The organism is Pseudomonas sp. KT_2_4 (assembly GCF_041410225.1).
GTDB lineage: Bacteria > Pseudomonadota > Gammaproteobacteria > Pseudomonadales > Pseudomonadaceae > Aquipseudomonas > Aquipseudomonas paracarnis.
On sequence record NZ_CP166962.1, the window covers coordinates 2,302,079 to 2,328,878 of the forward strand.

Here is a 26,800-nt window from a genome sequence, read left to right on the forward strand (position 1 = left end):
TCATTGCGGGCTTTGCGGCGCGGTAGTGTCCGGCGCGGGCTCGATCGGTGCGTCGGGGGTGGGTGCATCGTTGGCAGGTGCCGAATCTTCCAGCGGTTTCACCACAGGCGTCGGACTGGAACGGTAATCGGCACGGCGCTTGAGCTGGAACTCACGCACGGCGGCATTATGTGCATCCAGGTCATCCGAGAATATATGGCTGCCATCACCACGGGCGACGAAATACAGGCTGCTGCCCGGTACCGGGTTCAGCGCTGCATGGATCGCCTCGCGACCGACCATTGCGATGGGCGTGGGCGGCAGGCCGGCGACCATGTAGGTGTTGTAGGGGTTGGCTTCCTTGAGATGGGCACGGGTCAATTTACCGTTGTAGCGCTCACCCAGGCCGTAGATCACGGTGGGGTCGGTCTGCAGCAGCATACCGATCTTCAGGCGACGCACAAACACACCGGCAATCTGCCCGCGCTCCTGGGGCACACCGGTCTCCTTTTCCACCAGCGACGCCATGATCAGCGCTTGGTAAGGGTCGGTATAGGGCGCGTCGGCAGCCCGCTTGCTCCACTCCTGGGCGAGTACATCGTCCAGGCGGTTGTAGGCTTTTTTCAGGAATTCGACATCGGTCATGCCGCGGACAAAACGGTAGGTGTCGGGGAAGAACCGCCCTTCAGGAAACACACCTGGGTGGCCGAGCTTATCCATCACTTCGCTGTCAGTCAGGCCCGCGAGGGTCTGCACGATCTTTTCATGCTTGGCCAGGGCGGTGCGCACCTGACGGAAATTCCAGCCCTCCACCAAGGTCAGGCTGTACTGCACCACTTCGCCGCGCTGCCACAGGCCGATCAAACCCTCGGCGGTAAGGCCCGGGCTCATGCGGTACTCGCCGCTGTGCAATGGCTGGCCTTCGAGGTTGAAGCGCCAGTACAGACGCAACCAGAATGCATCGTCGAGCACGCCGTCGGCTTCCAGACGGTTGAAGGTGCCCGTCGGCGTAGCGCCAGCAGGTACGTCGAGCAACTGCTCCTGAGGCAGCTTCAGGGGCTGCTTGAGGGCAGAGTCGAGTTTCCAGGCCGAAAAGCCCACGAGCAAAGCCGCCGAGACCAGGCTGATCTGCAGCAGTAACACCAGTTTTCGTATCAACTCAAATATCCAATAGCGCGCGAACAATGCTTTGCAGTTTACGGGTGAGCGGCCCAACCGGCCAGCTCATCGCAGCGCAACCACGCACCGGCCAAATGCCATATACGCTGTTGCAGACGAAGACTTCATCGGCCTGTTGCAACTGCTCAACACTGATGTCGGCCACGGCCACCGGGACGCCCAGCGCTTGTGCCTGGGCCAGCACTTCGGCGCGCATTACGCCGGCAACGCCACAACGGCTCAGATCAGCGGTTAGTAACAAGCCGTTGCGTACCAGGAAAAGGTTGCTGAATATGCCTTCGATCACCCGACCAGACATGTCCAGCATCAGGCCTTCGGCATGTTCGGTATCTTGCCATTCGGCACGCGCGATCACCTGCTCCAGGCGATTGAGGTGCTTGATACCGGCCAGCAACGGCTGCTGCGCCAAGCGCGTGGCACACGCGAACAGGCGCACGCCTTCGACTTCATGGATGGGTGGGTAAACAGCGGGCGCACTGCCCTGCAAGATGCGGCGCACCGGGGCGCCAGGGTTGATGCCGTAACCGCGCAAGCTGTCGCCACGGGTGAGGATCAATTTGAGAATACCGTCGCCAAGGGCGGCGGCGAAGCTCAGCACTTCGTGGCGAATCAACCCGTGATCCACTACCAATGCCAAACGCCTGCAACCCTCTTCCAGGCGTTGCAGGTGACGGTCGAGCAGCAACGGCTGCCCGGCCTTGACGGCGATGGTCTCGAACACCCCATCGCCATAGGCCAGGCCGCGATCTTTCAGGGGAACGCTGTCCGCTGGCTGACCGTCGACCCAGCTGTGCATCACTCGGCGAACCGGCGGAACACCAGGGAGCCGTTGGTACCACCAAACCCGAACGAGTTGGAGATCACCACGTCGATTGGCATCGGTTGCGCTTCGTGCGGCACGAAGTTCAAGTCGCAGCCTTCGTCCGGCTCATCAAGGTTGATAGTTGGCGGAGCAACCTGGTCCTTGATGGCCATCACACTGAAGATCGCCTCGACCGCGCCCGCCGCACCCAGCAGGTGGCCGGTCATGGACTTGGTGGAGCTGACCGCCAGCTTGTAGGCATGCTCACCGAACACCGACTTGATGGCCTCGGCTTCCGCCAAGTCGCCAGTCGGGGTCGAAGTGCCATGGGCGTTGATGTACTGCACCTGGTCGGGGTTGACCTTCGCATCGCGCAGGGCATTGGTGATGCAACGCGCAGCACCCGCTCCGTCGGACGGCGGTGAAGTCATGTGGTACGCGTCACCGCTCATGCCGAACCCGATCAGCTCGGCGTAGATGGTGGCGCCACGCGCCTTGGCGTGCTCCAACTCTTCAAGCACCAGCGCACCGGCACCGTCGGACAGCACGAAGCCGTCACGGCCTTTGTCCCACGGACGGCTGGCACGGGTCGGCTCGTCATTGCGGGTCGACAGCGCACGGGACGCGCCGAAGCCGCCCATGCCCAGGCCGCACGCGGCCATTTCGGCGCCGCCGGCGATCATCACATCGGCTTCGTCGTAGGCAATGTTGCGCGCCGCCATACCGATGCAGTGGGTGCCTGTGGTGCACGCCGTTGAAATCGCGTAGTTAGGCCCCTGTGCCCCCAGATGGATGGACAGGAAGCCGGAAATCATATTGATGATCGAGCCCGGTACGAAGAACGGTGAAATTCGACGTGGGCCAGTCTCATGCAGCGTGCGGCTGGTTTCTTCGATATTGGTCAGACCGCCAATACCCGAACCCATGGCCACACCGATGCGGTCACGGTTGGCGTCGGTGACTTCCAGGCCGGCGTTACGCACTGCCTGAAAACCGGCAGCCAGGCCGTACTGAATGAACAGGTCGAGCTTGCGGGACTCTTTGATCGAGAGATATTCCTCGACATTGAAGCCCTTTACCGAGCCGCCAAAACGGGTGGAATAGGCAGAAAGGTCCGTATGTTCGATCAGACCAATACCACTGCGGCCAGCCAGAATGCCCTGCCAACTGCTTGGCACATCCGTGCCCAGTGGCGACAACATACCCATACCGGTGACTACGACGCGTCTACGCGACACAGCACTCTCCTTTTTCTAATGACGACACTTTTCATCGCCGCTAAAGAAAAAACCGCACGCCTTTACAGCAGTGCGGTTTTTCCCTGACAGCAAGCGACGACTACAAACTATTACGCCTGGTGGCTAGTAACGTAGTCGATGGCAGCTTGAACAGTAGTGATTTTTTCAGCTTCTTCGTCCGGGATTTCGGTCTCGAATTCCTCTTCCAGAGCCATCACCAGCTCAACGGTGTCAAGGGAATCGGCACCCAGGTCTTCTACGAAGGAAGCAGTGTTGACCACTTCTTCTTCCTTAACGCCCAGTTGCTCGGCGACGATTTTCTTGACGCGCTCTTCGATGGTGCTCATACCTTGTTTAACTCCTAATGGACAAATTCAGGCAGCTGGCCAGTGGGTAAGTGTATAGAAAGCCATTTCAGCTTTTCAACTGAAAGCTTCACCCTGTACCCGGTCGGCCACCTGCCTATAAATTAAGTTGCAGCTTTATAACGGATTTTAGACAGCTCGTATGACATTTTTTTGAAGCGATCCGTCACAATTTAACTCATGTACATCCCGCCGTTAACCGGGATTGTAGCCCCAGTCACGTATGCCGCACCGTCGGATGCCAGGAAAGTGACCACATTCGCAATCTCTTGAGCCTGGCCCAGACGGCCCAGCGGAATCTGCGTCAGCAAGGCTTCGCGCTGTGCTTCCGGCAATTCGCGGGTCATATCGGTGTCGATGAACCCAGGGGCCACCGAGTTGACCGTAATCGACCGCGAGCCGACTTCACGCGCCAATGCGCGGCTGAAACCTTCCAGGCCGGCCTTGGCAGAGGCATAGTTTACTTGGCCTGCGTTGCCCATGGCACCCACTACGGAGCCAATATTGATAATTCGGCCCCAACGCGCCTTGGTCATGCCGCGCAAAACGCCCTTGGACAGGCGAAACAGACTGTTCAGGTTGGTATCGACCACGTCGTACCACTCGTCGTCTTTCATGCGCATCATCAGGTTGTCACGGGTGATCCCGGCGTTGTTCACCAGAATTGCCGGCGCGCCGAACTGTGCAGTGATCTCGGCCAATACGGCAGCTACGGACTCATCGCTGGTTACATTCAGTTCCAGGCCGGTGCCCTGCACGCCGTTTTCCTTCAAGGTCGCGGCGATACGCTCGGCGCCCGAGGCAGAGGTGGCGGTGCCAATCACAACGGCGCCCTGACGGCCCAGCTCCAGGGCGATCGCTTGGCCAATGCCACGGCTTGCGCCGGTAACCAGTGCAACTTTACCTTGCAGACTCATGCAGGCTTCTCCTAAGTACGGGATTCAGGCCAGTGCCGCGCGAGCGGCAGCGAAGGCTTCTGGGGTATTGAGGTTGGCGGTCGACACACCGTCGGCGCAGCGCTTGTTCAAGCCGGCCAGGACTTTGCCCGGGCCGCACTCGACCAGCTCGGTGGCACCGTTGGCGGCCAGGGTCTGGACCGATTCAACCCAGCGCACTGGCTTGTACAGTTGCTCCAGCAGGTCGCGCTTGAGGGTGTCGAGGTCGGCGGCCACGGCCGCACTGACGTTCTGCACCAGCGGGATCTGCGGCGCTTGCCAGTTGATGGCAGCGATAGACTCGGCAAACCGCTCTGCCGCCGGGCGCATCAGCTCACAATGGGATGGTACGCTCACCGGCAATGGCAGGGCACGCTTGGCGCCACGGGCCTTGCAACCCTCGATGGCACGCTCGACAGCTGCCTTGGCGCCGGCGATCACCACCTGGCCTGGGGAGTTGAAGTTCACCGCACTGACCACTTCGCCTTGCGCCGCTTCGGCGCAGGCCTCGATCACCACCGCGTCGTCCAGGCCCAGGATAGCGGCCATGCCGCCCTGCCCGGCCGGAACGGCTTCTTGCATCAGTTGACCACGACGTTCGACCAGCTTGACCGCTTCAGCCAAGGTCAGGCTGCCCGCGGCCACCAGGGCGCTGTATTCGCCCAGGCTGTGACCCGCGACGAATGCAGGGCGCGCGCCGCCTTCTGCCAACCACAAGCGCCACAGGGCGATCGAGGCGGTCAGGATGGCCGGCTGGGTTTTATCGGTTTGGTTGAGCAGCGCTTCCGGCCCTTGCTGGGTCAGTGCCCACAGGTCGTAACCCAGGGCGTCAGAAGCTTCCTTGAAGGTGTCCAGGATCAGCGGGTATTGCGCGCCCAGCTCGGCCAACATGCCGAGGGACTGCGAACCCTGCCCTGGAAAGACGAATGCGAGGGATGTAGACATGTAACAAGCCCCTAATGATCTGGTCGTCAAAAATGCTCGCGCCTACGGTGGGAGCGAACGAAACTGACAGATTGGATGGTCAATTGAACTGGCCGGTCACATTTAAGCACTCCCGGGCCAATTCGCCTAAGGCAACAGATCCTCGAGACGGCCGTGCAAGCGTTGCGGCAGGTTCTCTTGAATCTCGATCAAGGCCCGTGCAATTGCACTTTGAAAGCCCAGCACCCCGGCCGAACCGTGGCTTTTCACCACAATGCCCTGCAAGCCAAGAAAGCTTGCACCGTTGTGCCGTGCGGGCGCCAGGTCGGCCTGCAAGCGTCGCATCAGGGGCAGCGCCAAGGCCCCCACTATACGTGACGCCAGGTTGCGCTTGAACAAAGCTTCGATACGCGTGGCGATCATGGTCGCCAGGCCTTCGCTGGACTTGAGCAGAATATTGCCGACAAAGCCGTCGCACACCACCACGTCAGCTTCGCCACGGTACAAACCATCACCTTCAACAAAGCCGATGTAGTTCAAACCCCGCGCGCTTTGTAGCAAGGTAGCGGCAAGCTTGACTTGCTGGTTGCCCTTGATGTCCTCAGTGCCGATATTCAGCAGGGCAACCCGGGGTCGGGGCACGCCCAGCGCCTCGGCGGCCACCGAGCCCATTACGGCAAATTGCAACAGGTGCTCGGCACTGCAATCGACATTGGCGCCCAGGTCCAGCAACTGGCAATAGCCCTTCTGCGTAGGGATCGCCGCCACCATCGCCGGCCGATCAATACCCGGCAGGGTTTTGAGCACGTGCCGCGACAAGGCCATCAACGCGCCGGTATTACCGGCACTGACACAGGCTTGCACCTTGCCATCACGCAACAACTCAAGGGCCACCCGCATAGAAGAATCGGGTTTGCCACGCAGGGCAACCGCCGGCTTTTCGTCCATGCTGATGGTTTCGCTGGCTGGCGTAATCGTCAGGCGCGCGCGATCCACCGCCGGATGGCTGGCAATCAGTTCTTCAAGTAGGGAGGGTTGACCGACGAGGGTCAGGTGCAGCGAGGGCGTTGCAGACAGGCTGGCAATGCAAGCCTGAACAATGCTGCGGGGACCGAAGTCCCCGCCCATTGCGTCAATCGCGATGACTTGAGCAGACAAGTGATTACTCGTCAGCGCCCTTGTCGATCACTTTACGGCCACGGTATACGCCTTCTGGCGATACGTGGTGACGCAGGTGAACTTCACCAGTGGTCTTTTCCACGGACAGGGTGCTAGCCTCGAGAGCGTCGTGCGAACGGCGCATGTCACGGGCGGAGCGGGATTTTTTGTTCTGCTGAACAGCCATAATTGATTAACTCCTAAACGTTTGGGTCACGCTTTAACTGCGCCAATACACTGAACGGGTTGGACCGCGTTACCTCGTCCTCGCTCGGCTCGGCCTCGTCATCGAGACCCTCCGGCTGCTGGCATTCTTCCGGATGATGAGCAGGCACAATGGGCAAGGCGAGCAAAAGCTCCTCCTCGATCAGTGCATGCAGATCCAATGGATCTTCGCCCAGTTCCAGCACGTCATAACCTTTCGGCAACGACTGGGTATTCGCACCCTCTTTCACCACAGCATAACTGCATTCGCTGTGGATCGGCAGGGTGACCAGCTCAAGACAACGCTGGCAAACCATTTTGACTTCGGTGTCGATAACGCTGTGGATTACCACAGATTTACGTTCATCTCGTTCAAAAACGAATTTCGCCTGCACCGTACCGACAGTGTCGGAAAGCGGGTCGCAGAGTCTCTCCAAATCGGCCAGCAGCACTTCACCTTGAAGGGTGGTGCCACGATCAGCCAATTTGCGCGGGTCAACGTGAGGTGGAATCGGGTCATTCAACATAGGCGCAGCATTATAGGGATGCACCCGGCCATGTCAAAGGAAATTCAGCCCTGTGCGTCAGCCGGTCACGTCGATAGAATCGGCGACTGCCTTGAGGAGACGTATATGCTGCCTTTATTACTCGCGTCCAGCTCGGTTTATCGCCGGGAATTACTGAGTCGCCTGCACCTGCCGTTCACCTGCAGCTCGCCGGATATCGACGAAAGCCACCGCCCGGATGAACCCGCCATCGAACTGGTCAAGCGCCTGGCCGAACAAAAGGCCCGCGCCCTCGCCGCCAGCCATCCTGGCCATTTAATCATTGGCTCGGATCAGGTCGCCGTACTGGAAGGCCGGATCATCGGCAAGCCGCACACCTTCGAAAATGCTCGCGAGCAACTGCTGGCTGCCAGCGGCAAGCGTGTGAGCTTCCTCACGGGCCTGGCACTGCTCAACAGCGAAACCGGGCACTGCCAGGTCGACTGCGTGACGTTTACCGTACACATGCGCGAACTGGATGCAGAACGTATCGAGCGCTATCTGCGGATCGAGCAGCCTTATGATTGTGCGGGCAGCTTCAAAGCAGAAGGGCTCGGTGTGAGCTTGTTCCGGAGCACCGAGGGACCGGATGCGACCAGCCTGGTTGGGCTGCCACTGATTCGACTGGTGGACATGCTGCTGACCGAAGGCGTACAGATCCCTTGAAACCTTCGTAAAGCAATGTGGGAGCTGGCCTGAACTGGTCAAGTAATCTTGGACACCGATTAAGGTTCACGCCACCAACCTTTCCTTCGCGACCGGCGACCGGTAGTCGTTGTAGCTGTGAGGCCTGCTGATGTTGTAGCGCGAGACATAGCGCTGCACGTCTGCCCGGGCCTCATGTTCCAGTTTGTAGCCCGTTTCAGGAACCCACTCTGATTTCAAACTACCAAAGAAACGCTCCATGGGGGCGTTGTCCCAGCACTCGCCTTTACGGCTCATACTTTGTCTAAATCCGTGTTTCACAAGCTCGTTTCGGAATTTATGACTGGTGTACTGACAACCTTGGTCTGAATGAAACAACACATCCTGGGGGCGGCCGCGTAGCTCAACCGCCATGCGTAGCGCTTCGCAGGTCAGATTGGCATCAGAAATCATCGAGAACGACCAACCCACGATCCTCCGAGCGTACAAATCCAGAACGGCGGCGAAGTACATCCATCGCTTGCCGACCTTGATGTAAGTTACGTCGCCACACCACACCTGGTTAACCGCCGTTACATCAAATTTTCGCTTGAGCACGTGCGGCGCAACCAATGCCTCAACGCCCGGCGACTTGTACTTATGGCGCCTGCGCTGACGACTAGCGATGCCAGCTTCGCGCATCAAACTGCGAGCCATATAACGTCCGATACGATGCCCTTTGGCTTTTAGCTCCTTGGACAAAGTACGTGCGCCGGCCGACTCTCTGGACGCCCTGTGGTGCTTGACCAGCGCGGCTTTGAGCTTGTCCCGTTCAGGATTTGCTCTGCCCTGGCGCTGGCGCCAGGCGTAGAAACTACTACGGTTGATCCCAAACGCCCGGCAACACCTTTTAACGCCGTATTGCTCGTCCAGCTCATCGATCAGCGTGAATGATCTTTGGCGTCCAAAAGCAGGAGAGCACTGGCCTTTTTTAGGATTTCAATGTCCAGGTCTTTCTCCCTGAGTAGGGCTTTGAGCCTCTGGATTTCTCGCTGATCAGCGGTAATTGCCTTGGCCCCTACCGGGGTCGAACCCAGGCGTTCTTTCTGCACTTGATCGACCCAGCGGCGTAGAGCAGTGGGGCCGATATCTAGGCTGGCACAGACCTCAGTAACCGGCTGGCCTTCATCCAGCACCATGCTGGCAGCCTTGAGCTTGAACTCACTCGAATAAGATTTACGCATATCCAAACACCTCAGATTTGGGCGCTATCATAACGCCCGATTGAAGTGTCCAAAATCATTAGGCCAGTTCAGCCTGCCTGCGATAGCGATGTACCAGGCGACACTTATATCGACTGATCCATCGCTATCGCGGGCAAGCCCGCTCCCACAGTTGATCTACACCTAGCTTGGAATTTCAGCGCAGGGACGGCCCCTGGAAGCCCATGTACAGCGCCAATTTCTCCGCCACACTGGCACCGAGTTTCTTGGAGAAGCGATCAAACGGCGATTCCTCGACCGTAAAATCCACCAACTCCTTCTCGCCAATCACATCCCGTGCCACCGAGCTGGCACTGCCCAAGCCGTCAATCAGGCCCAGCGGCAATGCCTGCTCGCCCGACCAGACCAGGCCGGAGAACAGTTCCGGATGCTCTTTATCTTTCAAACGATCCCCACGCCCCTGCTTGACGCTGGCAATGAACTGACGATGGGTAGTGTCGAGCACGCCTTGCCAGAACGCGGTTTCATCCGCCTTCTGCGGCTGGAAAGGATCGAGGAACGACTTATGCTCGCCCGAGGTGTAGGTGCGACGCTCCACCCCCAGCTTCTCCATGGCGCCCACAAAACCGTAACCGGCCGCTGTGACACCAATAGAGCCCACCAGGCTGGCCTTGTCGGCATAGATCTGGTCTGCGGCGCTGGCAATGTAATAGGCGCCCGAGGCACCCAGGTCGGAGATCACGGCATAGAGCTTGGTATCCGGATGCAAGGTGCGCAGACGACGAATTTCGTCATACACATAGCCCGACTGCACCGGGCTACCGCCTGGGCTATTGATGCGCAGGACCACGCCTTTGACCTTGGGGTCCTCAAACGCCGCGCGCAGGCTGGTGACGATATTGTCGGCACTGGCGGGCTCCTTGTCGGCAATCACGCCGCGCACCTCGATCAAGGCAGTGTAATGACTGCCACGGGCGGCGCTCTTTTCCATGTCCATCAGCGGACTGAACAGCGCCAGCATCCCAAGCAGGTATACAAAGGTCAGCAGCTTGAAGAAAATCCCCCAGCGCCGCGAACGTCGCTGCTCCTGGACGCTGGCCAGGAGGGTCTTCTCCAAAAGCTTCCAGCTTTTATCATCACTGCTCTGTGCCTTTTCAGGCGCCTTCCACTCGTCACTCATGCCATTAACCCCAGCAAAGACTTACAGCGCCCGGCTGAGCCAGGCCTGCAGTTCAGAAAAATGATCAATCGTCAGCCTCGGCTCGTATTGCTGCAACGCCTCGGCAGACTGGGCGCCATAGCTGACAGCGACGCTGTCCATGCCCGCGTTGCGTGCCATCATCAGGTCGAAAGACGCATCACCCACCATCAATGCCTCGCGTGGCGTTACGCCACAGTGCGCAAGGATCTGCTCCAGCATCAAGGGATGAGGCTTGCTGGCGGTTTCATCCGCAGCGCGGGTGATATCAAAGTAATCCTCCCAGCCATGGGCCTTGAGTACACGGTCCAGGCCGCGACGAGCCTTGCCGGTGGCGACCGCCAGGTGATAACCCTGGGCACGAAACGCTTCCAGCGATTGCACCACGCCTTCAAACAGCGGCGAAGGCGTAGCTTCCAGCGCAATGTAGTGGTCGGCATAGTGCTCGCGAAACGCCACCAGCTCGGCGTCGCTGATGTCGGGGTACAGGGTGCGAATGGCTTCAGGCAAACCCAGGCCGATAATGCCCTTCACCGCCAGGTCCGTGCACAATTCAAAGCCCGAGCGGGTCGACGCCATGTGCATGGACTCGACGATGCGGCCAATGGAATTGGCCAGCGTCCCGTCCCAATCGAAGATCAGCAGCTTGTAGTCAAGGTGCGACACTCAAACGCTCCACGGTCTTGGCCCACATCTCATCGACCGGCGCCTGCAACTTCAGCTCGCCGCCATCGGGCAGCGGCACGGTGAGCATGTAGGCGTGCAGGAACAGGCGCTTGCCGCCCAGATCGCGAATTTCCTTGGAGAAATCCTCGTCGCCGTACTTGGTGTCACCCGCAATGCAGTGGCCCGCATGCAGGGTGTGCACACGAATCTGGTGAGTGCGACCAGTGACCGGCTTGGCCTCGACAATGGTGGCGAAGTCACCGAAGCGACGCAGCACCTTGAACAGGGTCAGGGCCTCTTTGCCCTCCTCGTCCACTTCGACCATGCGCTCGCCGGAGCGCAGGTTGCTCTTCTGCAACGGCGCACGCACGCTTTTGATCGAGCTGGCCCAGTTGCCGCGCACCAGCGCCATGTAGCGCTTATCCACGCCATCGCCACGTAGGGCGGTGTGCAAGTGGCGCAACATGCTGCGTTTCTTGGCGATCATCAACAGGCCAGACGTGTCGCGGTCCAGGCGATGAACCAACTCCAGCTCCTTGCAATCGGGGCGCAACTGACGAAAGGCTTCGATCACGCCGAAGTTCAAGCCACTGCCGCCGTGAACCGCAATGCCACAGGGCTTGTTGATCACGATCAGCTTGTTGTCTTCGAACACGATCGACGCTTCCAGGCGCTGCAACAAACCTTGGGCCAGCGGCACCGGCTCGTCGCGCTCAGGCACGCGCACCGGCGGCACACGGACGATATCGCCCGCCTGCAGCTTGTACTCAGGCTTGATGCGCCCCTTGTTCACGCGCACTTCGCCTTTACGCAAAATGCGGTAAATCAAGGTCTTGGGCACGCCTTTGAGCCTGGCCAGGAGAAAATTGTCGATGCGTTGGCCGGCATATTCCGGCGAGACCTCAAGCAGCTGGACGCTGGGGGTCGGGGGGGTGGTAGTCGTCATGGCGGCGATGATAACAATTTTTTATGGAATTGAAGCACTTAATCATTACTGCTATAGTCGCGAACGCCGCCAAAAGCGGCCTGGACAGAGGACATGCGGCAAACTGCCGGCCCTGACCATCGCAATTCATCAGGACGCGAGGCCGTCCTACGGGGCTTTCGCCACCCAGGAAGGCTCAAGATTGTAACAAGCGCAGGTGACATGAGGCCTGAAGCGAGTGCAGAAAGCAGAGTGAATACTCGCCTTTTGCGCCGATATTTACGGCCAGTTCACAAAGTGCAGTCAGTTTTGAGCCAGACCATGGCGAATGCTTCGGAAACAACGCCTGTTAAGAGCTGAGTGAGAGCGCAACCGCCCACACCTAGTCTTGTTTAGCCATGAGCGTGTTCTCCCCATTGGAGAACACGGTAAATGCCAACCCGCTGCGGATTCTGCGCGCGGCAGCACCCGAATTATCAGGGATACGTGTAGGGTGGAGATGCACAACCGTCGGACTGTGTAGCACTAGGCTTGTTTTAGACGCTTCATCTCGTCCACAGTCGCCGGTTGATTCCTCCTCCTGACCTTAGCTTTTGTTGAAGTGGTGCCTTTGTCACCACCGCTAACGAGCAGGACGCGTCCGTCGCGATACCGGCCCAATTGGCCGATTTTGCTGGACACTGGAGTGGCCAACCACTCTTGACGCACCTGACACCGACCGTGAGAAGTCGTGTGTGCCGAACGCCGTTTCCGGCAGCCCGGAAACCGACGGTACAACATGAAAAGAATGCTGATTAACGCAACTCAACCCGAAGAGTTGCGTGTTGCACTGGTAGATGGCCAACGCCTCTACGACCTGGACATCGAATCCGGTGCACGCGAGCAGAAAAAGGCCAACATCTATAAAGGCCGTATCACTCGCATCGAACCAAGCCTTGAGGCTGCCTTTGTCGATTTCGGCTCCGAGCGCCACGGCTTCCTGCCCCTCAAAGAAATCTCCCGCGAATACTTCAAGAAAGCCCCTGAAGGCCGCGTGAACATCAAGGACGTCCTGAGCGAAGGCCAGGAAGTCATCGTCCAGGTCGAAAAAGAAGAACGTGGCAACAAGGGCGCGGCCCTGACCACCTTCATCAGCCTCGCCGGTCGTTACCTGGTGCTGATGCCGAACAACCCACGTGCCGGCGGTATTTCCCGTCGCATCGAAGGCGAAGAGCGTAACGAACTGCGTGAAGCGCTGAACGGCCTGATCGCACCGGCCGACATGGGCCTGATCGTGCGCACTGCCGGCCTTGGCCGCAGCAGCGAAGAAATGCAGTGGGACCTCGACTACCTGCTGCAACTGTGGACCGCTATCAAAGAAGCGTCCCTGGATCGTTCCGCGCCGTTCCTGATCTACCAGGAAAGCAACGTGATCATCCGCGCCATCCGCGACTACCTACGCCAGGACATCGGCGAAGTGCTGATCGACAGCGTTGAAGCCCAGGACGAAGCCCTGACCTTCATCCGCCAGGTGATGCCGCAGTACGCCAGCAAGATCAAGCTGTACGAAGACAGCGTGCCGCTGTTCAACCGTTTCCAGATCGAAAGCCAGATCGAGACCGCCTTCCAGCGCGTGGTCGAACTGCCTTCCGGCGGCTCCATCGTGATCGACCCGACCGAAGCCCTGGTGTCCATCGACATCAACTCGGCACGTGCGACCAAAGGCAGCGACATCGAAGAAACCGCCCTGCAGACCAACCTGGAAGCGGCTGAAGAAATCGCCCGCCAGCTGCGCCTGCGTGACATCGGCGGCCTGATCGTGATCGACTTCATCGACATGACCCCTGCCAAGAACCAGCGCGCCGTGGAAGAGAAAGTCCGCGAGTGCCTGGAAGCTGACCGCGCTCGCGTGCAAGTCGGCCGCATCTCGCGCTTCGGCCTGCTGGAAATGTCCCGTCAGCGCCTGCGTCCATCCCTGGGCGAGAGCAGCGGCATCGTCTGCCCGCGTTGCAACGGCACCGGCATCATCCGTGACGTTGAATCGCTGTCCCTGGCGATCCTGCGCCTGATCGAAGAAGAAGCCCTGAAAGACCGTACCGCCGAAGTTCGCGCCCAAGTGCCGATTCCGGTTGCCGCCTTCCTGCTCAATGAAAAACGCAACTCGATCACCAAGATCGAACTGCGCACCCGTGCCCGTATCGTCATCCTGCCGAACGATCACCTCGAAACGCCGCACTTCGAAGTCCAGCGCCTGCGTGACGACAGCCCGGAAGCCCATAGCGGGCAGTCCAGCTATGAAATCGCCGCGGCTGCCGCCGAAGTCGAAGAAGTCCAGCCAGCCGCTGCGACCCGCACCCTGGTTCGCCAGGAAGCCGCGGTGAAGACTGCACCGGCCCGTGCCAACGCACCGGTACCGACCGAAGCTGCCGCCCCGGTTGCCGCGCCGGCCGCCCTGCCTGAGCCAAGCCTGTTCAAGGGCCTGGTGAAGTCGCTGGTCAGCCTGTTCGCCACCAAGGAAGAGCCTGCTGCCCCGGTTGTGGTTGAAAAACCTGCCACCGAGCGCCCGGCGCGCAACGAAGAACGTCGCAACGGTCGCCAGCAGAGCCGTAACCGCAACGGCCGCCGTGACGAAGAGCGCAAGCCTCGCGAAGAACGTGCCCCGCGTGAAGAACGCGCACCACGTGAAGAGCGTGCGCCTCGCGAAGCCCGTGAAGACACCCCGACCGTCGCCCGTGAAGAACGTGCACCGCGTGAAGAGCGCGCCCCACGTACCCCACGCGTTCCACGTGAAGACCGCAAGCCACGTGGCGAGCGTGAAGAACGCGTGCGTGAACTGCGCGAGCCTCTGGACGCGGCACCTGCCGCTGCCGCAGCCGTTAGCACCGAAGAGCGCCCGGCCCGCCAGCCGCGTGAAGAACGCGCGCCACGCGAAGAGCGCCAACCGCGCCCGCCACGTGAAGAGCGTCAACCACGCGCCGAGCAAGCCGCTGCTGCCACCGAAGAAGAAGTACTGACCGGCGAAGAGCAGTTGCAGGAAGACGGCCAGGACAACGCCGAAGGCGATCGTCCACGCCGCCGCTCCCGCGGCCAGCGTCGTCGCAGCAACCGTCGTGAGCGTCAGCGTGATGCCAACGGCAACGTAATCGAAGGTTCGGAAGAAACCGGCGAGAACGCAGAAGCTGCCAACAACGAGCCAACAGGCGCCGAACTGGCTGCCGGCTTGGCCGTTACCGCTGCCGTTGCCAGTTCGGTCATCAGCGCCCCTGCTGAAGCCCAGGCTCACGAGCAAGCCGAACGTGCTACCGCTGCCGTCGAAGACACTGTTGCCGTAGAAGCGCCAGCCGCCGAAACCCCAGCGGTTGAAGCGCCGGTTGTTGAAGCGCCAGTCGTTGAAGCCACAACCCCTGTCGAAGCCCCAGTGGTTCCGGAAGTGGAAGTTGCCCCGGTTCGCGACGCACAGCCAGAAACTGAAGCGGTTGCCGTTGAACCGGCTCCAGTGGTTGAGCCTCAGCCAGTAGTCGAAGCGTCTGTAGAAGCTCCGGCGGTCGAAGAAGCTGCCCAGGCTGTGCGTGAAGTTCGCGAAGAACAGACCGCCTTCCAGTGGACTGCCGAACCGGCTGCACCGGTTGAAGCGCCAACGCCTGCCCCAGTGGTAGAAGAAGCACCGGCACCGGTTGCTGAAGTCGTCGCCGAGCCAGCTCCAGTGGTTGAGCCGACGCCGGTTGTGGAGCCTGCGGCCGTGGTTGAAGTTGAAGCCCCGGTGGTTGCCGAAGTGGCCGCCCCTGTGGTTGAAGCTGCGCCTGCAAGCGCCCTCACCGAAAACGGCCGTGCGCCGAATGACCCACGTGAAGTGCGTCGCCGCCGCAAGGAAGCCGAAGCTGCTGCTGCCGCTGCCCAGGCGGTAGAGCACAAGGCCCAGGAAGCAGAGCACGAGCCTAAACCCCTCGTCTGATTCCATAAGCCACTAAAAAGCCCCGCCTGAGTGATCAGGCGGGGCTTTTTTATGACGATCAACTTGAGCCTTGTGGCGCCCCAAATGTGGGAGCGGGCTTGCTCGCGAATACGGAGTGTCAGTCAGTGAATAGGGCGACTGATGTATTGCATTCGCGAGCAAGCCCGCTCCCACATTCAGCCTGCGTTGAAACTTAATAGCCGGGGTGTATCTACATCCCACAAGACTCCAGGATCAAGTACAGGCACCTCCCTCAAGGCGGCATCCGCAAACAACGATCTGGCCCCACGGTCGCCGACCAAAGCCAGCAAACCTGGGCCAAACGCACGGTCAAACGCCACAGGATGTCCATATTCCCCCGCCTGTACGGGGACGCTGATGGCACCCTCCTCCAGCGCATCAATCACCCGTTCGATACTCGATGACTGAATAAACGGCATATCCCCCAACACCACCAGCCACCCATCCGCTGCACCGCTGGCCTTGACCGCCGCCGCAATGCTGTCGCCCATACCGCTCGAATCCAGCAGTACAACCTGACAGCCATAAGCCTCTGCCAGGCGGATAACCTCCCCGCGCTCCGGCGACGTCACTAGCCAGCGCGTTACAACACGCTCAGGCAAGTTGCGCAACACCTGCTCGATGACCGGCCGGCTAACACCATCCAGCCCCACACACGCGGCGAGCAATTTGTCTTGATCAGCTCCAGCTTCGGCACGAAAACGACTGCCCTGCCCCGCCGCCAGCACAATCGCCGTCACCGTCACTCGGCCACCACTGCCATCGGTTTTTTCTGCATCGGTGCCACCCCGTTTTTGATCGCAACAATTTCCGCCATCAGCGATAGCGCAATTTCCGCCGGCGTATGGCTGCCGATGTGCAGGCCGATCGGCCCGTGCAAGCGCGCAATGGCCTCCGCCGACAGGCCCAGCGCGGCCAGGTTCTCCCGACGCTTCTGGGTATTGACCCGCGAACCCAGGGCGCCGATATAGAACGCCGTGGAGTTCAACGCCGTCAGCAACGCCATGTCATCCAGACGTGGATCGTGGGTCAGGCAAACAATAGCCGTGCGTTCATCGGTATGAATATTCAACACCGCTTCGTCGGGCATGCCCGGCACAAAGCGGCCATGCTGGTCTTCCCAGCCGTAAACGAACTCTTCGCGGGGGTCGCAGATCAGCACTTCGAAATCCAGCAGACGTGCCATTTCCGCTACGTAGCGCGACAGCTGCCCGGCGCCGATCAACAGCAGGCGCCAGCGCGGGCCATAGATGGCGCGCAAGCGTTCGCCGTCGAAGCTCACCACGTCGGTCTTGCTGGCGGCGCTCAAGATCACTTCGCCGGTGGCCAGGTTCAGCTCGCGAGCGACAATCTGGTGATCTTCACAACGCGCCAGCAGCGCTTGGACCCAACCCCACTCCTCCACGCGCTCCTCGGTGAGCCTCAGGGTGCCGCCGCAGGGCAGGCCAAAACGCGCCGCCTCGTCGCGAGTGACGCCGTAGGTCACCAACTGCACGGGCGGGCCGTCAGCAGGCAAGCGGCCGTCTTGCAGGCGCGCGATCAAGTCATCCTCGATGCAACCGCCCGACACCGAGCCAATCACCACACCATCACCGCGCAGGGCCAGCATTGCGCCTGGCGGGCGCGGCGCGCTGCCCCAGGTTTGCACCACGCTGTACAACATCACGCGCTGCCCGGCGCGGCGCCATTGCAGCACGCTGCGCAGGACGTTCAGATCCACACTGTCCATCAGGCCTCCGGTAAGTACTGTCGCGCTCACTGTAAACCAAAAATATCCGTTGCATCCCGCCAGAAATGCAAACGCCCCGAACCAGTCGGGGCGTTTGCGGATAGCGTTGGCGTCAGTTCACGCCAGCAGCCACTTACTTGACGACAGGCGCCGGGCCTTCTGCCACGCCCAGGTCATCGAGCTCGCGGGTTTCGGAAATACCGGTACCGCCAGACGCCAGTTCGCTTTGCAGCTTGTCGGTGTCCAGTTCCTTGACCCACTTGGCCACAACGATGGTGGCAACTGCGTTACCCACCAGGTTGGTCAGGGCACGGGCTTCGGACATGAAGCGGTCGATACCCAGGATCAGCGCCAGGCCGGCAACCGGCAAGTGGCCGACAGCCGACAGGGTGGCGGCCAGTACGATGAAGCCCGAACCGGTCACGCCAGCCGCGCCTTTGGACGACAGCAGCAACACCAGCAGCAGAGTGATCTGGTGGGTGATGTCCATGTGGGTGTCGGTCGCCTGGGCGATGAACACGGCCGCCATGGTCAGGTAGATCGAAGTACCGTCGAGGTTGAAGGAGTAACCGGTTGGAATCACCAGGCCGACCACGGACTTCTTCGCGCCCAGGCGTTCCATCTTGATCAGCATACGCGGCAGTGCGGATTCCGACGACGAGGTGCCCAGTACGATCAGCAGTTCTTCACGGATGTAGCGGATCAGCTTCAACACGCTGAAACCGTGAGCGCGGCAGATAGCGCCCAGCACCAGCACCACGAACAGGATGCAGGTGATGTAGAAGCAGATCATCAACTGGCCCAACTGCACCAGGGAACCGACACCGTAGGCGCCGATGGTGAATGCCATCGCACCCAGGGCACCGATTGGCGCGAGCTTCATGATCATGTTGATGATGTTGAACATCACATGGGCGAAGCGATCGATGAAGTCCAGCACCGGCTTGCCGTAGGCACCCAGGCGGTGCAGGGCGAAACCGAAGATCACCGAGAACATCAGCACTTGCAGGATGTCGCCGTTGGCGAAGGCGCCGACGATGGTGTTCGGGATGACGTTGAGGATAAAGCCGACGATGCTCTGGTCTTTACCAGCGGTGACGTAGGCCGCCACTTTGGAAGCATCCAGGGTCGCGACGTCGATGTGCATGCCGGCGCCCGGCTGCACCACGTTGACCACGACCAGGCCAATCAGCAGGGCGATGGTGGAAACAATTTCGAAGTACAGCAGCGCGTAGCCGCCGGTCTTGCCCACCGACTTCATGCTTTGCATGCCGGCGATGCCGCTGACCACAGTACAGAAGATGATCGGGGCGATGACCATTTTGATCAGCTTGATAAAGCCGTCACCCAGTGGCTTGAGGGCCACGCCGGTCTGCGGGTAGAAATGGCCGAGCAAGATACCGATAACGATTGCAACGATCACCTGGAAATACAGGGATTTGTAGATTGGCTGACGAGTCGTCATTGCAAAGTTCCTCAATCGTCCCGTGTGGCAAATATCCGCCATTGCCCACGGCACTTGAATTGCGAACCCTCCTGCACTGGAGGGATTTGTTGTTTGCGAAGCCTGTAGGAGCAAGCCTGCGCTGTAATCCTTATCGCAAACAGCGTGCCACTTTGCTTAAACGCGCTGAAGGCCTTTAGACATCAGGGCTTGGGGTTCACGGGCGACTCCGGAGAATGCAACAGGGTGGCGGATTTCCGCCCACTCATCCTGTCTCGTCCTACAATTTGGCGGATATCCGCCTTGTCGCCCCGCCGGGTGATGGCTACCATCCGCCCCTCCATGGATGAGGCCCTTGCATGCGTGAACGTACCATCGCCAGCCATTACGCCCGAGCGGCTCTCGGCGGTGCGCGCCGGGCCGGTTTTGACTACTCGGGGGTGTTGCAGCAGGTGGGCATCACCCCGGAACTGCTGACCGAACCCCGCGCCCGCATCGCTCCAGAGCAATTTACGCGCTTGCTGCAAATGCTCTGGCTGGGGTTGGATGACGAATACCTGGGGTTTGCAGAAGGGCCCAGCAAACGTGGCACTTTCGCCATGATGTGCCATGCGTTGATTCATTGCCGCACGCTGGAGAAGGCGCTGGAGCGCGGCTTATTGTTTTATAGCCTGTTCCCCCAAGGCCCACGCTGGCAACTGACCAAAGAAGGCGACATGGCGCGCCTGAGCCTGGACGACTCACAGCTATGGGACCCGGACCACTTCCTCAGTGAATGCCTGCTGGTGATCTGGCATCGCCTGGGCAGTTGGTTGATCGGCCAGCGTATCCGGCTGCAGCAGGCCACCTTCAGTTACCCGATGCCGGCCCATGCCGGTGAATACGACCTGCTGTTCCCCTGCCCCCAGGTGTTCGGCGCGCCGACCAGCAGCCTGGTGTTTCCCAGCCGCTACCTGAGCCTGCCGCTGTTGCAGGACGAACGCACCCTCAAGCACTTCTTGCAGCGCTCGCCTGCCGACTTGCTGTCGCGGCCGGATGAAGGCGACAGCCTGAGCAGCCAGTTGCGTCGCTTGCTGAGCCGCGACCGCACGCCCTGGCCAGACCTGGAAGCCGTTGCCCAGCACCTGCACATCAGCCCACAGACCCTGCGCCGCCACCTGCGCGAAGAAGGCACGAGTTTTCAGGCATTGAAGGATGAGCTACGCCGGGATATCGCCATTTACCACCTGGGGCGGGCGGATTTGTCTTTGCAGGAGATCGCCGAGCAGTTGGGGTTTTCCGAACCGTCGGCGTTTCATCGGGCGTTCAAGAAGTGGACGGGGCTGACGCCGGGGGCCTACAGAGCGCAGGAGAGTTAGAGGCGTATTGGCTGGGAAGGCCTCATCGCAGGCAAGCCAGCTCCCACACTTGAATGTATTCACACATCAAAATTTGTAAACCCGATCAACTGTGGGAGCTGGCTTGCCTGCGATGAGGCCAGTGCAGATCACAAGGCAGGAAAGTGAATCCTGAACGCCGCCCCACCCAGCGCTGAATCCCCCAACGTCAACCGCGCGTGATAGCTTTCGATGATGTCCTTGACCACCGCCAGCCCGATCCCCTGCCCCGGGTGCTGACGGTCGAGCCGTTCGCCGCGCTGCAGGATCCGTGCACGCTGGTCCGGTGGTACGCCGGGGCCGTCGTCTTCGATACACAGCTCAATGCCATCGAGGTTTTCCACCAGGCTGATACGCACTTGCTTGAGGCACAGGCGGTAGGCGTTTTCCAGCAGGTTGCCGAGCATTTCGAGCAACGCGCCCTTTTCGATGGGTACCTCGCAGGCCTGCGGCAAATCAAAGGTCACGGTGACCCGCTTGTCGCGATAAACCTTTTCCAATGTATCGCACAGGCTTTGCACCACCGGTTCCAGGCGGACCTGGTGGCGCACCAGGCCACTTTTACGCAGGCTGGCACGCTGCAACTGGTATCCGATCTGCTGGCTCATGCGTTCGATCTGCGATTGCAGCACCCACGCCTGGCTACGTTCTTCGGGGCGCTGGGCCATGTCTTCGCTCACGCCCTGCAACACCGCCAGTGGCGTTTTCAGGCTGTGAGCCAAGTCATCGAGGGAGTCGCGGTAGCGCGCACGCTGTTCGCGCTCGCTGTGCAGCAAGCGGTTCAGGGAGCCGGTCAGGCGCAGCAGTTCGCGGGGGTGTTCTTCGCTGAGGCTTTCGCGGGTGCCACCTTCGATCTGGTCGAGTTCATGGCTCAGGCGTCGCAGGGCTTGCAGGCCCCAGGTCAGGCCCAGCCACAACAGCGTCAACAACACCAGCAAGGCCGCGCCGAACCCGAGGTAGAGGTTCTCGCGCAGGCCTTCGAGGGTCAGTTGGTATTCGCGTACCGGCTGCAGGGCGACAATGCTGAACGCCGCGCTCTTGCCTCCCAGCAGCCGGACCTCGACGTCATACACGAAAAATTCCTGGCCATTGGCCTCGCGAATGCGCGCAAACTCGTTGCCGCGCCCGTCGTAGCGCGGTTTGTAGTTGATGTTTTCTTCCTGGGTCGCCCGCGAGCGCCATACCAGATGGCCTTCACGGTCGTAGATATAGCCCAACAGCCGACTGTCGGTGAGGTTGAAACGCTCATCGGGCAACTGCGCCGGCATCAGCAGGCGGTTATTGTCGACCCGCGCCGCGGAAATCAGGGTGGTCACATCCGACGCCAGGCGCTGTTCGATGGAATCCTGCAGCGCCAGGCTGAACGCGCCTTGCATGGCCGGCAACAAGCCGAGCATAAACAGCACGGCCAGGGTGGCGGCCGCCAGCATCAGGCGCACACGTAGCGAACGAATCAACGGCAGCGCTCATTGAACAGGTAGCCCAGGCCACGCACGGTATCGATTGGCTTGAACCCGGCCGGGCCTTCCAGCTTGCGGCGCAGGCGGCCGACCAGCACTTCGATCACGTTTGGATCGCGCTCGTCGTCATCCGGGTACAGTTGCTCCATCAAACGGTCTTTGGCGACCACTTGCTGATGATGACGCATCAAGTATTCGAGGATCCGATACTCGTAGGCGGTCAGCGCCAGGGGTTGCTCGTCAAGGGAGGCTTGCTTGCGGTTGAGGTCCAGCAGCAGCGGCCCGGCAACGATAGTCGACTGGGTAAAACCGCTGGAGCGACGCAGCAAGGCGTTCATGCGCGCCTCCAGCTCTTCGAACTGGAACGGCTTGACCACGTAGTCGTCGGCCCCGGCCGCCAAGCCTTCAACCTTGTCCTGCCAGTTGCCGCGAGCGGTGAGGATCAGGATCGGGAAGGTCTTGGTCTGGGTGCGCAACTGGCGAATCAGGTCCAGGCCGCCCATGCCGGGCAGGCCAAGGTCGATGATCGCCAGGTCATGGTTGAATTGGCCGGTCTGGTACAGGGCTTCTTCGGCATTGGCCACGGCTTCGACCACATGCCCGCTGTCGGTCAGGCGGGTAAACAGGTGATGACGCAGCAGCGCCTCATCTTCCACCACCAGCAATTTCATAAGGTTCTCCACTGCAATTCAACTAGCCGACAGGGGGATATCATAGCGGCCCTGCAGCTCTTGGGGGCGCAGTTTTATGCCATTGTAGTGGCCGGTCAGGTGCGCGTAGCCGCTGCGATAGTCGGGTTGCGCAGGGGTAGCGCCCAGGGCCTGGCCCCACGGCGCAGCCTGAGTGCCAGCGTCTTCGAAGCTGACACGATGGATCAGGTTGCTGGATTTCTTGGTTTTCTCGCTGCCAAAGGCCGCAAAGGCGCCATCGGACGCCTGCACGCCGGCAGTGGCGCCAAGCATGGTCAAGGCCAACATCAGCTTTTTGATCGCAGTCATGGTGGTTACCTCATACGCGTTTGGGCTGTGGGGTCCAGACTACGCAGGCGCCCCTGAACTCCCCCTGAACAGGCTCTGAACCGCAGCTGAACCGCACCGGGCTATCCACTGGCCCGCCAACTCGGCAAAATACCGCGCATGACGCCCCTACCCGCTTGCTGCACCCCACTTGATGATCATTGGCCGTTGCCGGTTTCTTTGCCGGGCACGGTGTTTTTGAGCACGCGATTCGACCCGGCTTTATTGAGCCCGGGCGATTTCCAGCGCTGCGATGTGCCACCGCCGGCTAGCATCCAGCGCTCCGTCGCCAAGCGCCAGGCGGAATTTCTCGCCGGGCGCCTGTGCGCGCGCGAAGCGCTGCAACGACTCGATCATCTGCGCTGCGTCCCGGCCATCGGCGAAGACCGCGCCCCGGTCTGGCCAGGGCATATCAGTGGCTCCATCACCCACAGCACCGGGCACGCTGCGGCGATTGTCGGGCACAAGGCGCAATGGCGCGGGCTGGGCATGGACCTGGAGCATCTGCTGTCACTGGAGCGGGCCGAACGCCTGGCCGGGGAAATCCTGACGGCCGATGAATTACAGCGCATGGCCACCCTGCCCCGTGAGCAACTCGCCTTGCTGGTGACGCTGACGTTTTCGGTCAAGGAAAGCCTGTTCAAGGCGCTCTATCCGATCGTGCACAAGCGCTTTTATTTCGAGCATGCCGAGGTGCTGGAGTGGTCAGCGGCTGGGAGGGTGCGGTTGCGGTTGCTGACCGATCTTTCGCAAGAGTGGGGCCATGGCAAAGAGCTGGAAGGGCAGTTTGTGGTGCAAGGGGAGCAGTTGTTGAGCCTGGTGGCTATCAGCGCCTGGTAGACCACCATCGCGGGCACGCCCGGCTCCCACATTGGGAATGCATTCGCCTGTGGGAACTGGCTTGCCTGCGACAGCGGTGTCAGGGCTTATCCTGATCCCTGGGCCAGCTCAGGCTGAAGCACGCCCCGCCCAGGTTGTTGCTCTTGCTGATCGACGCCCGCCCGCCGTGCCAATAGATAATCCGCCGCACGATCGACAAACCCAGGCCATGCCCGCCAGAGGCGCGGGTACGGCTGTCATCCAGGCGCAGGAACGGCGTGAAGATCCGCTCCCAGGCGCTTTCCGGCACGCCGGGGCCGTCGTCTTCCACATCGATGCGGCAGCGTACCTGCCCCACCTGATAACTGATCAACACTTGGCCTTTGGCGTGGCGCATGGCATTGCTCACCAGGTTTTGCAGGGCGCGGTGCAGGTAGCGCGGTTCAGCGTCGACCCAGGCGTCATCCCAATGCGCCGATGACAGGCAAATACCCCGGGTGACGGTGACCTGCGGGCGCAATGGCGATAATTCGCCAATCACCTGGTCGAGCAACGCATCAAGGTCCACGCGCTGGAAATTCAGTTCCGGCGCACCCTGTTCCAAGCGGGCATAAGTGAGCATCTCATCCACCAGGCCATCAAGGTCCTGGATATCGCCATCCATACCCTCCAGGTACTTGCGCCGCGCTTCGGGCGTGGCGGCGTCACCGATCATCTCCAGGCCAAAACGCAGGCGCGCGACGGGTGTGCGCAGCTCGTGGGAGACCGCGCGCACCAGTTCGCGCTGAATCGCCAGCAATTGCTGCAAGTGCTCGGCCATACCATTGAAGGCTGCCGCCAGGCGCCCGACCGAGTCTGCACCGCGAGCGGGTACGCGCACTTCCAGGTTGCCCTTGGCGATACGCGTAGCCGCCGCCTCCAGGCCTTTGAGCCGGCGCTCAAGTTGACGCACCAGCAAATAGACGATCAAGCCGATCAGGGTCAGGCCAATCAAGGTGATCAGGATCAGCCATTGCGCCGGGTATGGGTTCATCTGGTACAGCGGGCCGATCTCCAGCACCCACGGGGTGCCGACCATGCCGGCAAACACGCGAATCGAATCGCCGCCCTTGCCCAGCGCCATCACCGTATCGCCCTCCGCCACGCGACGACGCTGGTCCTCGTCCATGTCGGCCTGGTCAAGGGCCGTCAAGTGCATTTCAAAACCAAAACCCTTGGCGTGCTTGATGTCGGCCAGGCGCTGGGGCTGTTCGGCCACCGAGAAGCGCACCAGTTCGTCGGCCAGCAGGTAAATGGTTGCGCGGGCCAATTGCTCGCTGATCTGCTGCACTTCGCCGGTAAGCACCAATTGCTCTTGCTCGCTGACCAACCGCAGCACCCGCGCCGCATGAGGCCCGGTCTGTTCCACCAGGACCTGGCCGCGTTGCAGGCGGTTGCGCTGGCCCAGGTCCAATTGCGCATCGGTGAACGTGCGCAGCTCCAGCGGAATACCGAGCAAACGCTCCCACACCGCCAAGGCGCGCTGTCGTTCAATGGCGCTCATGGGCTGCAGGTTATCGCCCATCAACGCAAAAGTGCCGTGGGCCAGGCGCTCACGGTACTGGCCGCTGCGCACGTCATTAAGCAGGTGCAGTGCCAGGGCGCCGAGCAACGCCACCAGGATCAGCGCCGCGCACATGCCGCCGTAGATGCGCAGGAAGATCGAGTTCACAGCGGCATATCGGCAGCAGCTTCGGGGACGAACAGGTAGCCTTTGCTGCGAATGGTCTTGATCAGGCGTGGGTGGACCGGATCGTCGCCGATCTTTGGCCGAATGCGCGAGATACGCACATCAATGGAGCGATCCTGGCCGTCATAACCAATACCGCGCAGAGCGATGAAGATTTCTTCGCGGGACAGAATGCGTCCGGCGTTTGCAACCAGCAGCCACAACAGGTCGAATTCAGCGCTGGTCAGTTCGATGCTGCCCTCATGCAACCAGGCTTCGCGCAAGGCATTGTCCACCACCAACGGACCAAACTGGAGGCGGCGCTGGTTTTCCACTGCAACGGGCAACACCGGTTCGCTGCGGCGCAGGAGCGCCTGGATACGTGCCAGCAACAAACGCGGGCGCACGGGTTTGCACACATAATCGTCGGCGCCCATGTCCAAGCCCTGCACCTGGTCCATGTCGTCGGTGCGCGCGGTGAGCATCAGGATCACGCCGTCATAACGCTCGCGCACCTTGCGGCAGATGCTCAGGCCGTCTTCGCCGGGCAGCATCAGGTCGAGGATCACCAGGTCGGGCTGTTCGGCGATGATGCGCGCCGTGGCCTTGGCACCATCGCTTTCCACCGACACACGCAGGCCGTTGCTTTCCAGGTACTCACGGGTCAACTCGGCGAGTCGCTCGTCGTCCTCGACGATCAGTATCTGCCAGGCTTCTTGCTCCATGCATTGTCCTCGTTTTTATAAGAAGTTCTTCTGGCCGACACAATCGAATGTGAAATACGGTCGGTGTGGAGCTGGCTTGCCTGCGATGAGGGTGGGTCAGCGCGCCTGTTGGTGGCCGATACACCGCCATCGCAGGCAAGCCAGCTCCCACCTATTGATCTTCCGCAGGCATAGCCTGTTTGTCATGTTTTGAAGGCATAACAAAGGCCGATTGTAGCCATGCAACGGCCCTTGAACACAAGCCGCGAAATCCATTCGGTCATGGCGATTTTTTGTGGTAGGGTTCGCGCCCTCAAAATTCCCGCCGGCAGTTTCTAGCCGGGAATATTCGGTGACAAACGGTGTAATCCAGTAGTAATGCGGCCTACACGGGTGTTCCATGATTCATACACATTTTACCCACAGCGTTATCCACAGGTAGTGCGTTGCTAAGCCCCCGAAAACGCATTATCTTGTACCTCGGCGCTAAAAAAACCCTACATGTAGGGTTTTCAGCGAAAAGACCAAACACAGATCAGACAAGAAACTCAAGCGCTTTCTTGCTCGTGCTTGGTTGAACCAACGCATTTTTTGAAAGCCCAAACCGCGCACGCGGATGGCAACCGT

The 26,800-nt window shown here is 60.5% G+C and carries 26 protein-coding genes; 4 read left to right on the forward strand and 22 right to left on the reverse strand.

Annotation, left to right across the window (positions count from 1 at the left end; genetic code table 11):
- The 9 genes from mltG to AB9N64_RS10615 all read right to left on the reverse strand — a co-directional run bounded on the left by mltG (nt 1) and on the right by AB9N64_RS10615 (nt 7,311).
- Entirely contained in the window at nt 1-1,137 is a 1,137-nt protein-coding gene (mltG, locus tag AB9N64_RS10575) for an endolytic transglycosylase MltG (RefSeq protein ID WP_371360243.1), read from the reverse strand.
- Nucleotide 1,138: 1 nt separating this feature from the next.
- A complete protein-coding gene (gene pabC, locus AB9N64_RS10580) occupies nt 1,139-1,954 on the reverse strand; it encodes an aminodeoxychorismate lyase (protein WP_038451237.1) in 816 nt (271 codons plus the stop codon).
- Nucleotides 1,954-3,198, reverse strand: coding sequence for a beta-ketoacyl-ACP synthase II (fabF, locus tag AB9N64_RS10585; protein WP_014719562.1), 1,245 nt, complete (start codon nt 3,196-3,198; stop codon nt 1,954-1,956). The genes pabC and fabF overlap by 1 nt, the downstream gene beginning before the upstream one ends.
- Before the next feature lie 110 nt (nt 3,199-3,308).
- Entirely contained in the window at nt 3,309-3,545 is a 237-nt protein-coding gene (gene acpP / locus AB9N64_RS10590) for an acyl carrier protein (RefSeq protein ID WP_003175607.1), read from the reverse strand.
- Nucleotides 3,546-3,736: 191 nt separating this feature from the next.
- On the reverse strand, nt 3,737-4,480 hold the full coding sequence (fabG, locus tag AB9N64_RS10595; protein ID WP_005790544.1) for a 3-oxoacyl-ACP reductase FabG: 744 nt from the start codon (nt 4,478-4,480) through the stop codon (nt 3,737-3,739).
- A 24-nt stretch (nt 4,481-4,504) separates the two neighbouring features.
- The gene (gene fabD, locus AB9N64_RS10600; RefSeq protein ID WP_014719563.1) at nt 4,505-5,443 is read right to left on the reverse strand and encodes an ACP S-malonyltransferase; all 939 of its coding nucleotides are present in this window, start codon (nt 5,441-5,443) and stop codon (nt 4,505-4,507) included.
- Between the two features lie 126 nt (nt 5,444-5,569).
- On the reverse strand, nt 5,570-6,580 hold the full coding sequence (gene plsX, locus AB9N64_RS10605; RefSeq protein WP_073454171.1) for a phosphate acyltransferase PlsX: 1,011 nt from the start codon (nt 6,578-6,580) through the stop codon (nt 5,570-5,572).
- A 4-nt stretch (nt 6,581-6,584) separates the two neighbouring features.
- Complete coding sequence (gene rpmF, locus AB9N64_RS10610) at nt 6,585-6,767, reverse strand: 50S ribosomal protein L32 (protein ID WP_003179396.1); 183 nt, start codon at nt 6,765-6,767, stop codon at nt 6,585-6,587.
- A gap of 13 nt (nt 6,768-6,780) precedes the next feature.
- Entirely contained in the window at nt 6,781-7,311 is a 531-nt protein-coding gene (locus tag AB9N64_RS10615) for a YceD family protein (protein WP_003175611.1), read from the reverse strand.
- A 105-nt stretch (nt 7,312-7,416) separates the two neighbouring features.
- Here AB9N64_RS10615 and AB9N64_RS10620 point away from each other — a divergent pair, with 105 nt between their 5' ends.
- A complete protein-coding gene (locus AB9N64_RS10620; protein ID WP_038451245.1) occupies nt 7,417-7,995 on the forward strand; it encodes a nucleoside triphosphate pyrophosphatase in 579 nt (192 codons plus the stop codon).
- A 66-nt stretch (nt 7,996-8,061) separates the two neighbouring features.
- Here the strand turns inward: AB9N64_RS10620 and AB9N64_RS10625 are convergent, their stop codons facing one another.
- The 5 genes from AB9N64_RS10625 to rluC form a co-directional block, all read right to left on the reverse strand.
- Nucleotides 8,062-8,898 carry an IS3 family transposase gene (locus AB9N64_RS10625; protein ID WP_044483177.1) on the reverse strand — a complete coding sequence of 279 codons (837 nt, stop codon included), beginning with the start codon at nt 8,896-8,898 and terminating at the stop codon, nt 8,062-8,064.
- Nucleotides 8,895-9,197 (reverse strand): transposase, encoded by a 303-nt coding sequence (locus AB9N64_RS10630; RefSeq protein WP_014717988.1) that lies wholly within the window; start codon nt 9,195-9,197, stop codon nt 8,895-8,897. Before AB9N64_RS10630 ends, AB9N64_RS10625 begins: the two co-directional genes overlap by 4 nt.
- A gap of 175 nt (nt 9,198-9,372) precedes the next feature.
- Nucleotides 9,373-10,356, reverse strand: a complete 984-nt coding sequence (locus AB9N64_RS10635; protein ID WP_014719566.1) for a S49 family peptidase — start codon at nt 10,354-10,356, stop codon at nt 9,373-9,375.
- Nucleotides 10,357-10,377: 21 nt separating this feature from the next.
- Nucleotides 10,378-11,040 (reverse strand): HAD-IA family hydrolase, encoded by a 663-nt coding sequence (locus tag AB9N64_RS10640; protein WP_014719567.1) that lies wholly within the window; start codon nt 11,038-11,040, stop codon nt 10,378-10,380.
- The gene (rluC, locus tag AB9N64_RS10645) at nt 11,027-11,986 is read right to left on the reverse strand and encodes a 23S rRNA pseudouridine(955/2504/2580) synthase RluC (RefSeq protein WP_371360244.1); all 960 of its coding nucleotides are present in this window, start codon (nt 11,984-11,986) and stop codon (nt 11,027-11,029) included. The genes AB9N64_RS10640 and rluC overlap by 14 nt, the downstream gene beginning before the upstream one ends.
- A 766-nt stretch (nt 11,987-12,752) precedes the next feature.
- Between rluC and rne the strand changes: the two genes are divergently transcribed.
- Nucleotides 12,753-15,896 (forward strand): ribonuclease E, encoded by a 3,144-nt coding sequence (rne, locus tag AB9N64_RS10650; RefSeq protein WP_371360245.1) that lies wholly within the window; start codon nt 12,753-12,755, stop codon nt 15,894-15,896.
- 176 nt (nt 15,897-16,072) lie between these two features.
- On the opposite strand, the gene AB9N64_RS10655 is transcribed toward rne, so the two are convergent.
- The 3 genes from AB9N64_RS10655 to AB9N64_RS10665 form a co-directional block, all read right to left on the reverse strand.
- A complete protein-coding gene (locus AB9N64_RS10655) occupies nt 16,073-16,663 on the reverse strand; it encodes an NTP transferase domain-containing protein (protein WP_073845392.1) in 591 nt (196 codons plus the stop codon).
- Nucleotides 16,660-17,646, reverse strand: a complete 987-nt coding sequence (locus tag AB9N64_RS10660) for an XdhC family protein (RefSeq protein ID WP_014719571.1) — start codon at nt 17,644-17,646, stop codon at nt 16,660-16,662. Before AB9N64_RS10660 ends, AB9N64_RS10655 begins: the two co-directional genes overlap by 4 nt.
- Before the next feature lie 133 nt (nt 17,647-17,779).
- Nucleotides 17,780-19,111 carry a dicarboxylate/amino acid:cation symporter gene (locus AB9N64_RS10665; protein ID WP_003189258.1) on the reverse strand — a complete coding sequence of 444 codons (1,332 nt, stop codon included), beginning with the start codon at nt 19,109-19,111 and terminating at the stop codon, nt 17,780-17,782.
- Nucleotides 19,112-19,449: 338 nt separating this feature from the next.
- Here AB9N64_RS10665 and AB9N64_RS10670 point away from each other — a divergent pair, with 338 nt between their 5' ends.
- A complete protein-coding gene (locus tag AB9N64_RS10670; protein WP_014719572.1) occupies nt 19,450-20,448 on the forward strand; it encodes an AraC family transcriptional regulator in 999 nt (332 codons plus the stop codon).
- A gap of 128 nt (nt 20,449-20,576) precedes the next feature.
- On the opposite strand, the gene AB9N64_RS10675 is transcribed toward AB9N64_RS10670, so the two are convergent.
- The 3 genes from AB9N64_RS10675 to AB9N64_RS10685 are packed head-to-tail and all read right to left on the reverse strand — an operon-like array spanning nt 20,577 to nt 22,924.
- A complete protein-coding gene (locus AB9N64_RS10675) occupies nt 20,577-21,923 on the reverse strand; it encodes an ATP-binding protein (protein WP_019817208.1) in 1,347 nt (448 codons plus the stop codon).
- Nucleotides 21,920-22,597, reverse strand: a complete 678-nt coding sequence (locus AB9N64_RS10680) for a response regulator (RefSeq protein ID WP_003193559.1) — start codon at nt 22,595-22,597, stop codon at nt 21,920-21,922. Before AB9N64_RS10680 ends, AB9N64_RS10675 begins: the two co-directional genes overlap by 4 nt.
- 18 nt (nt 22,598-22,615) lie before the next feature.
- Nucleotides 22,616-22,924, reverse strand: a complete 309-nt coding sequence (locus AB9N64_RS10685; protein WP_003193560.1) for a hypothetical protein — start codon at nt 22,922-22,924, stop codon at nt 22,616-22,618.
- A gap of 138 nt (nt 22,925-23,062) precedes the next feature.
- Between AB9N64_RS10685 and AB9N64_RS10690 the strand changes: the two genes are divergently transcribed.
- A complete protein-coding gene (locus tag AB9N64_RS10690; RefSeq protein WP_032872446.1) occupies nt 23,063-23,782 on the forward strand; it encodes a 4'-phosphopantetheinyl transferase in 720 nt (239 codons plus the stop codon).
- Between the two features lie 79 nt (nt 23,783-23,861).
- On the opposite strand, the gene AB9N64_RS10695 is transcribed toward AB9N64_RS10690, so the two are convergent.
- Both AB9N64_RS10695 and AB9N64_RS10700 read right to left on the reverse strand, forming a co-directional pair.
- Entirely contained in the window at nt 23,862-25,472 is a 1,611-nt protein-coding gene (locus AB9N64_RS10695; RefSeq protein ID WP_288856997.1) for an ATP-binding protein, read from the reverse strand.
- Nucleotides 25,469-26,194 carry a response regulator gene (locus AB9N64_RS10700; RefSeq protein ID WP_288856999.1) on the reverse strand — a complete coding sequence of 242 codons (726 nt, stop codon included), beginning with the start codon at nt 26,192-26,194 and terminating at the stop codon, nt 25,469-25,471. Before AB9N64_RS10700 ends, AB9N64_RS10695 begins: the two co-directional genes overlap by 4 nt.
- Nucleotides 26,195-26,800 lie beyond the last annotated feature (606 nt).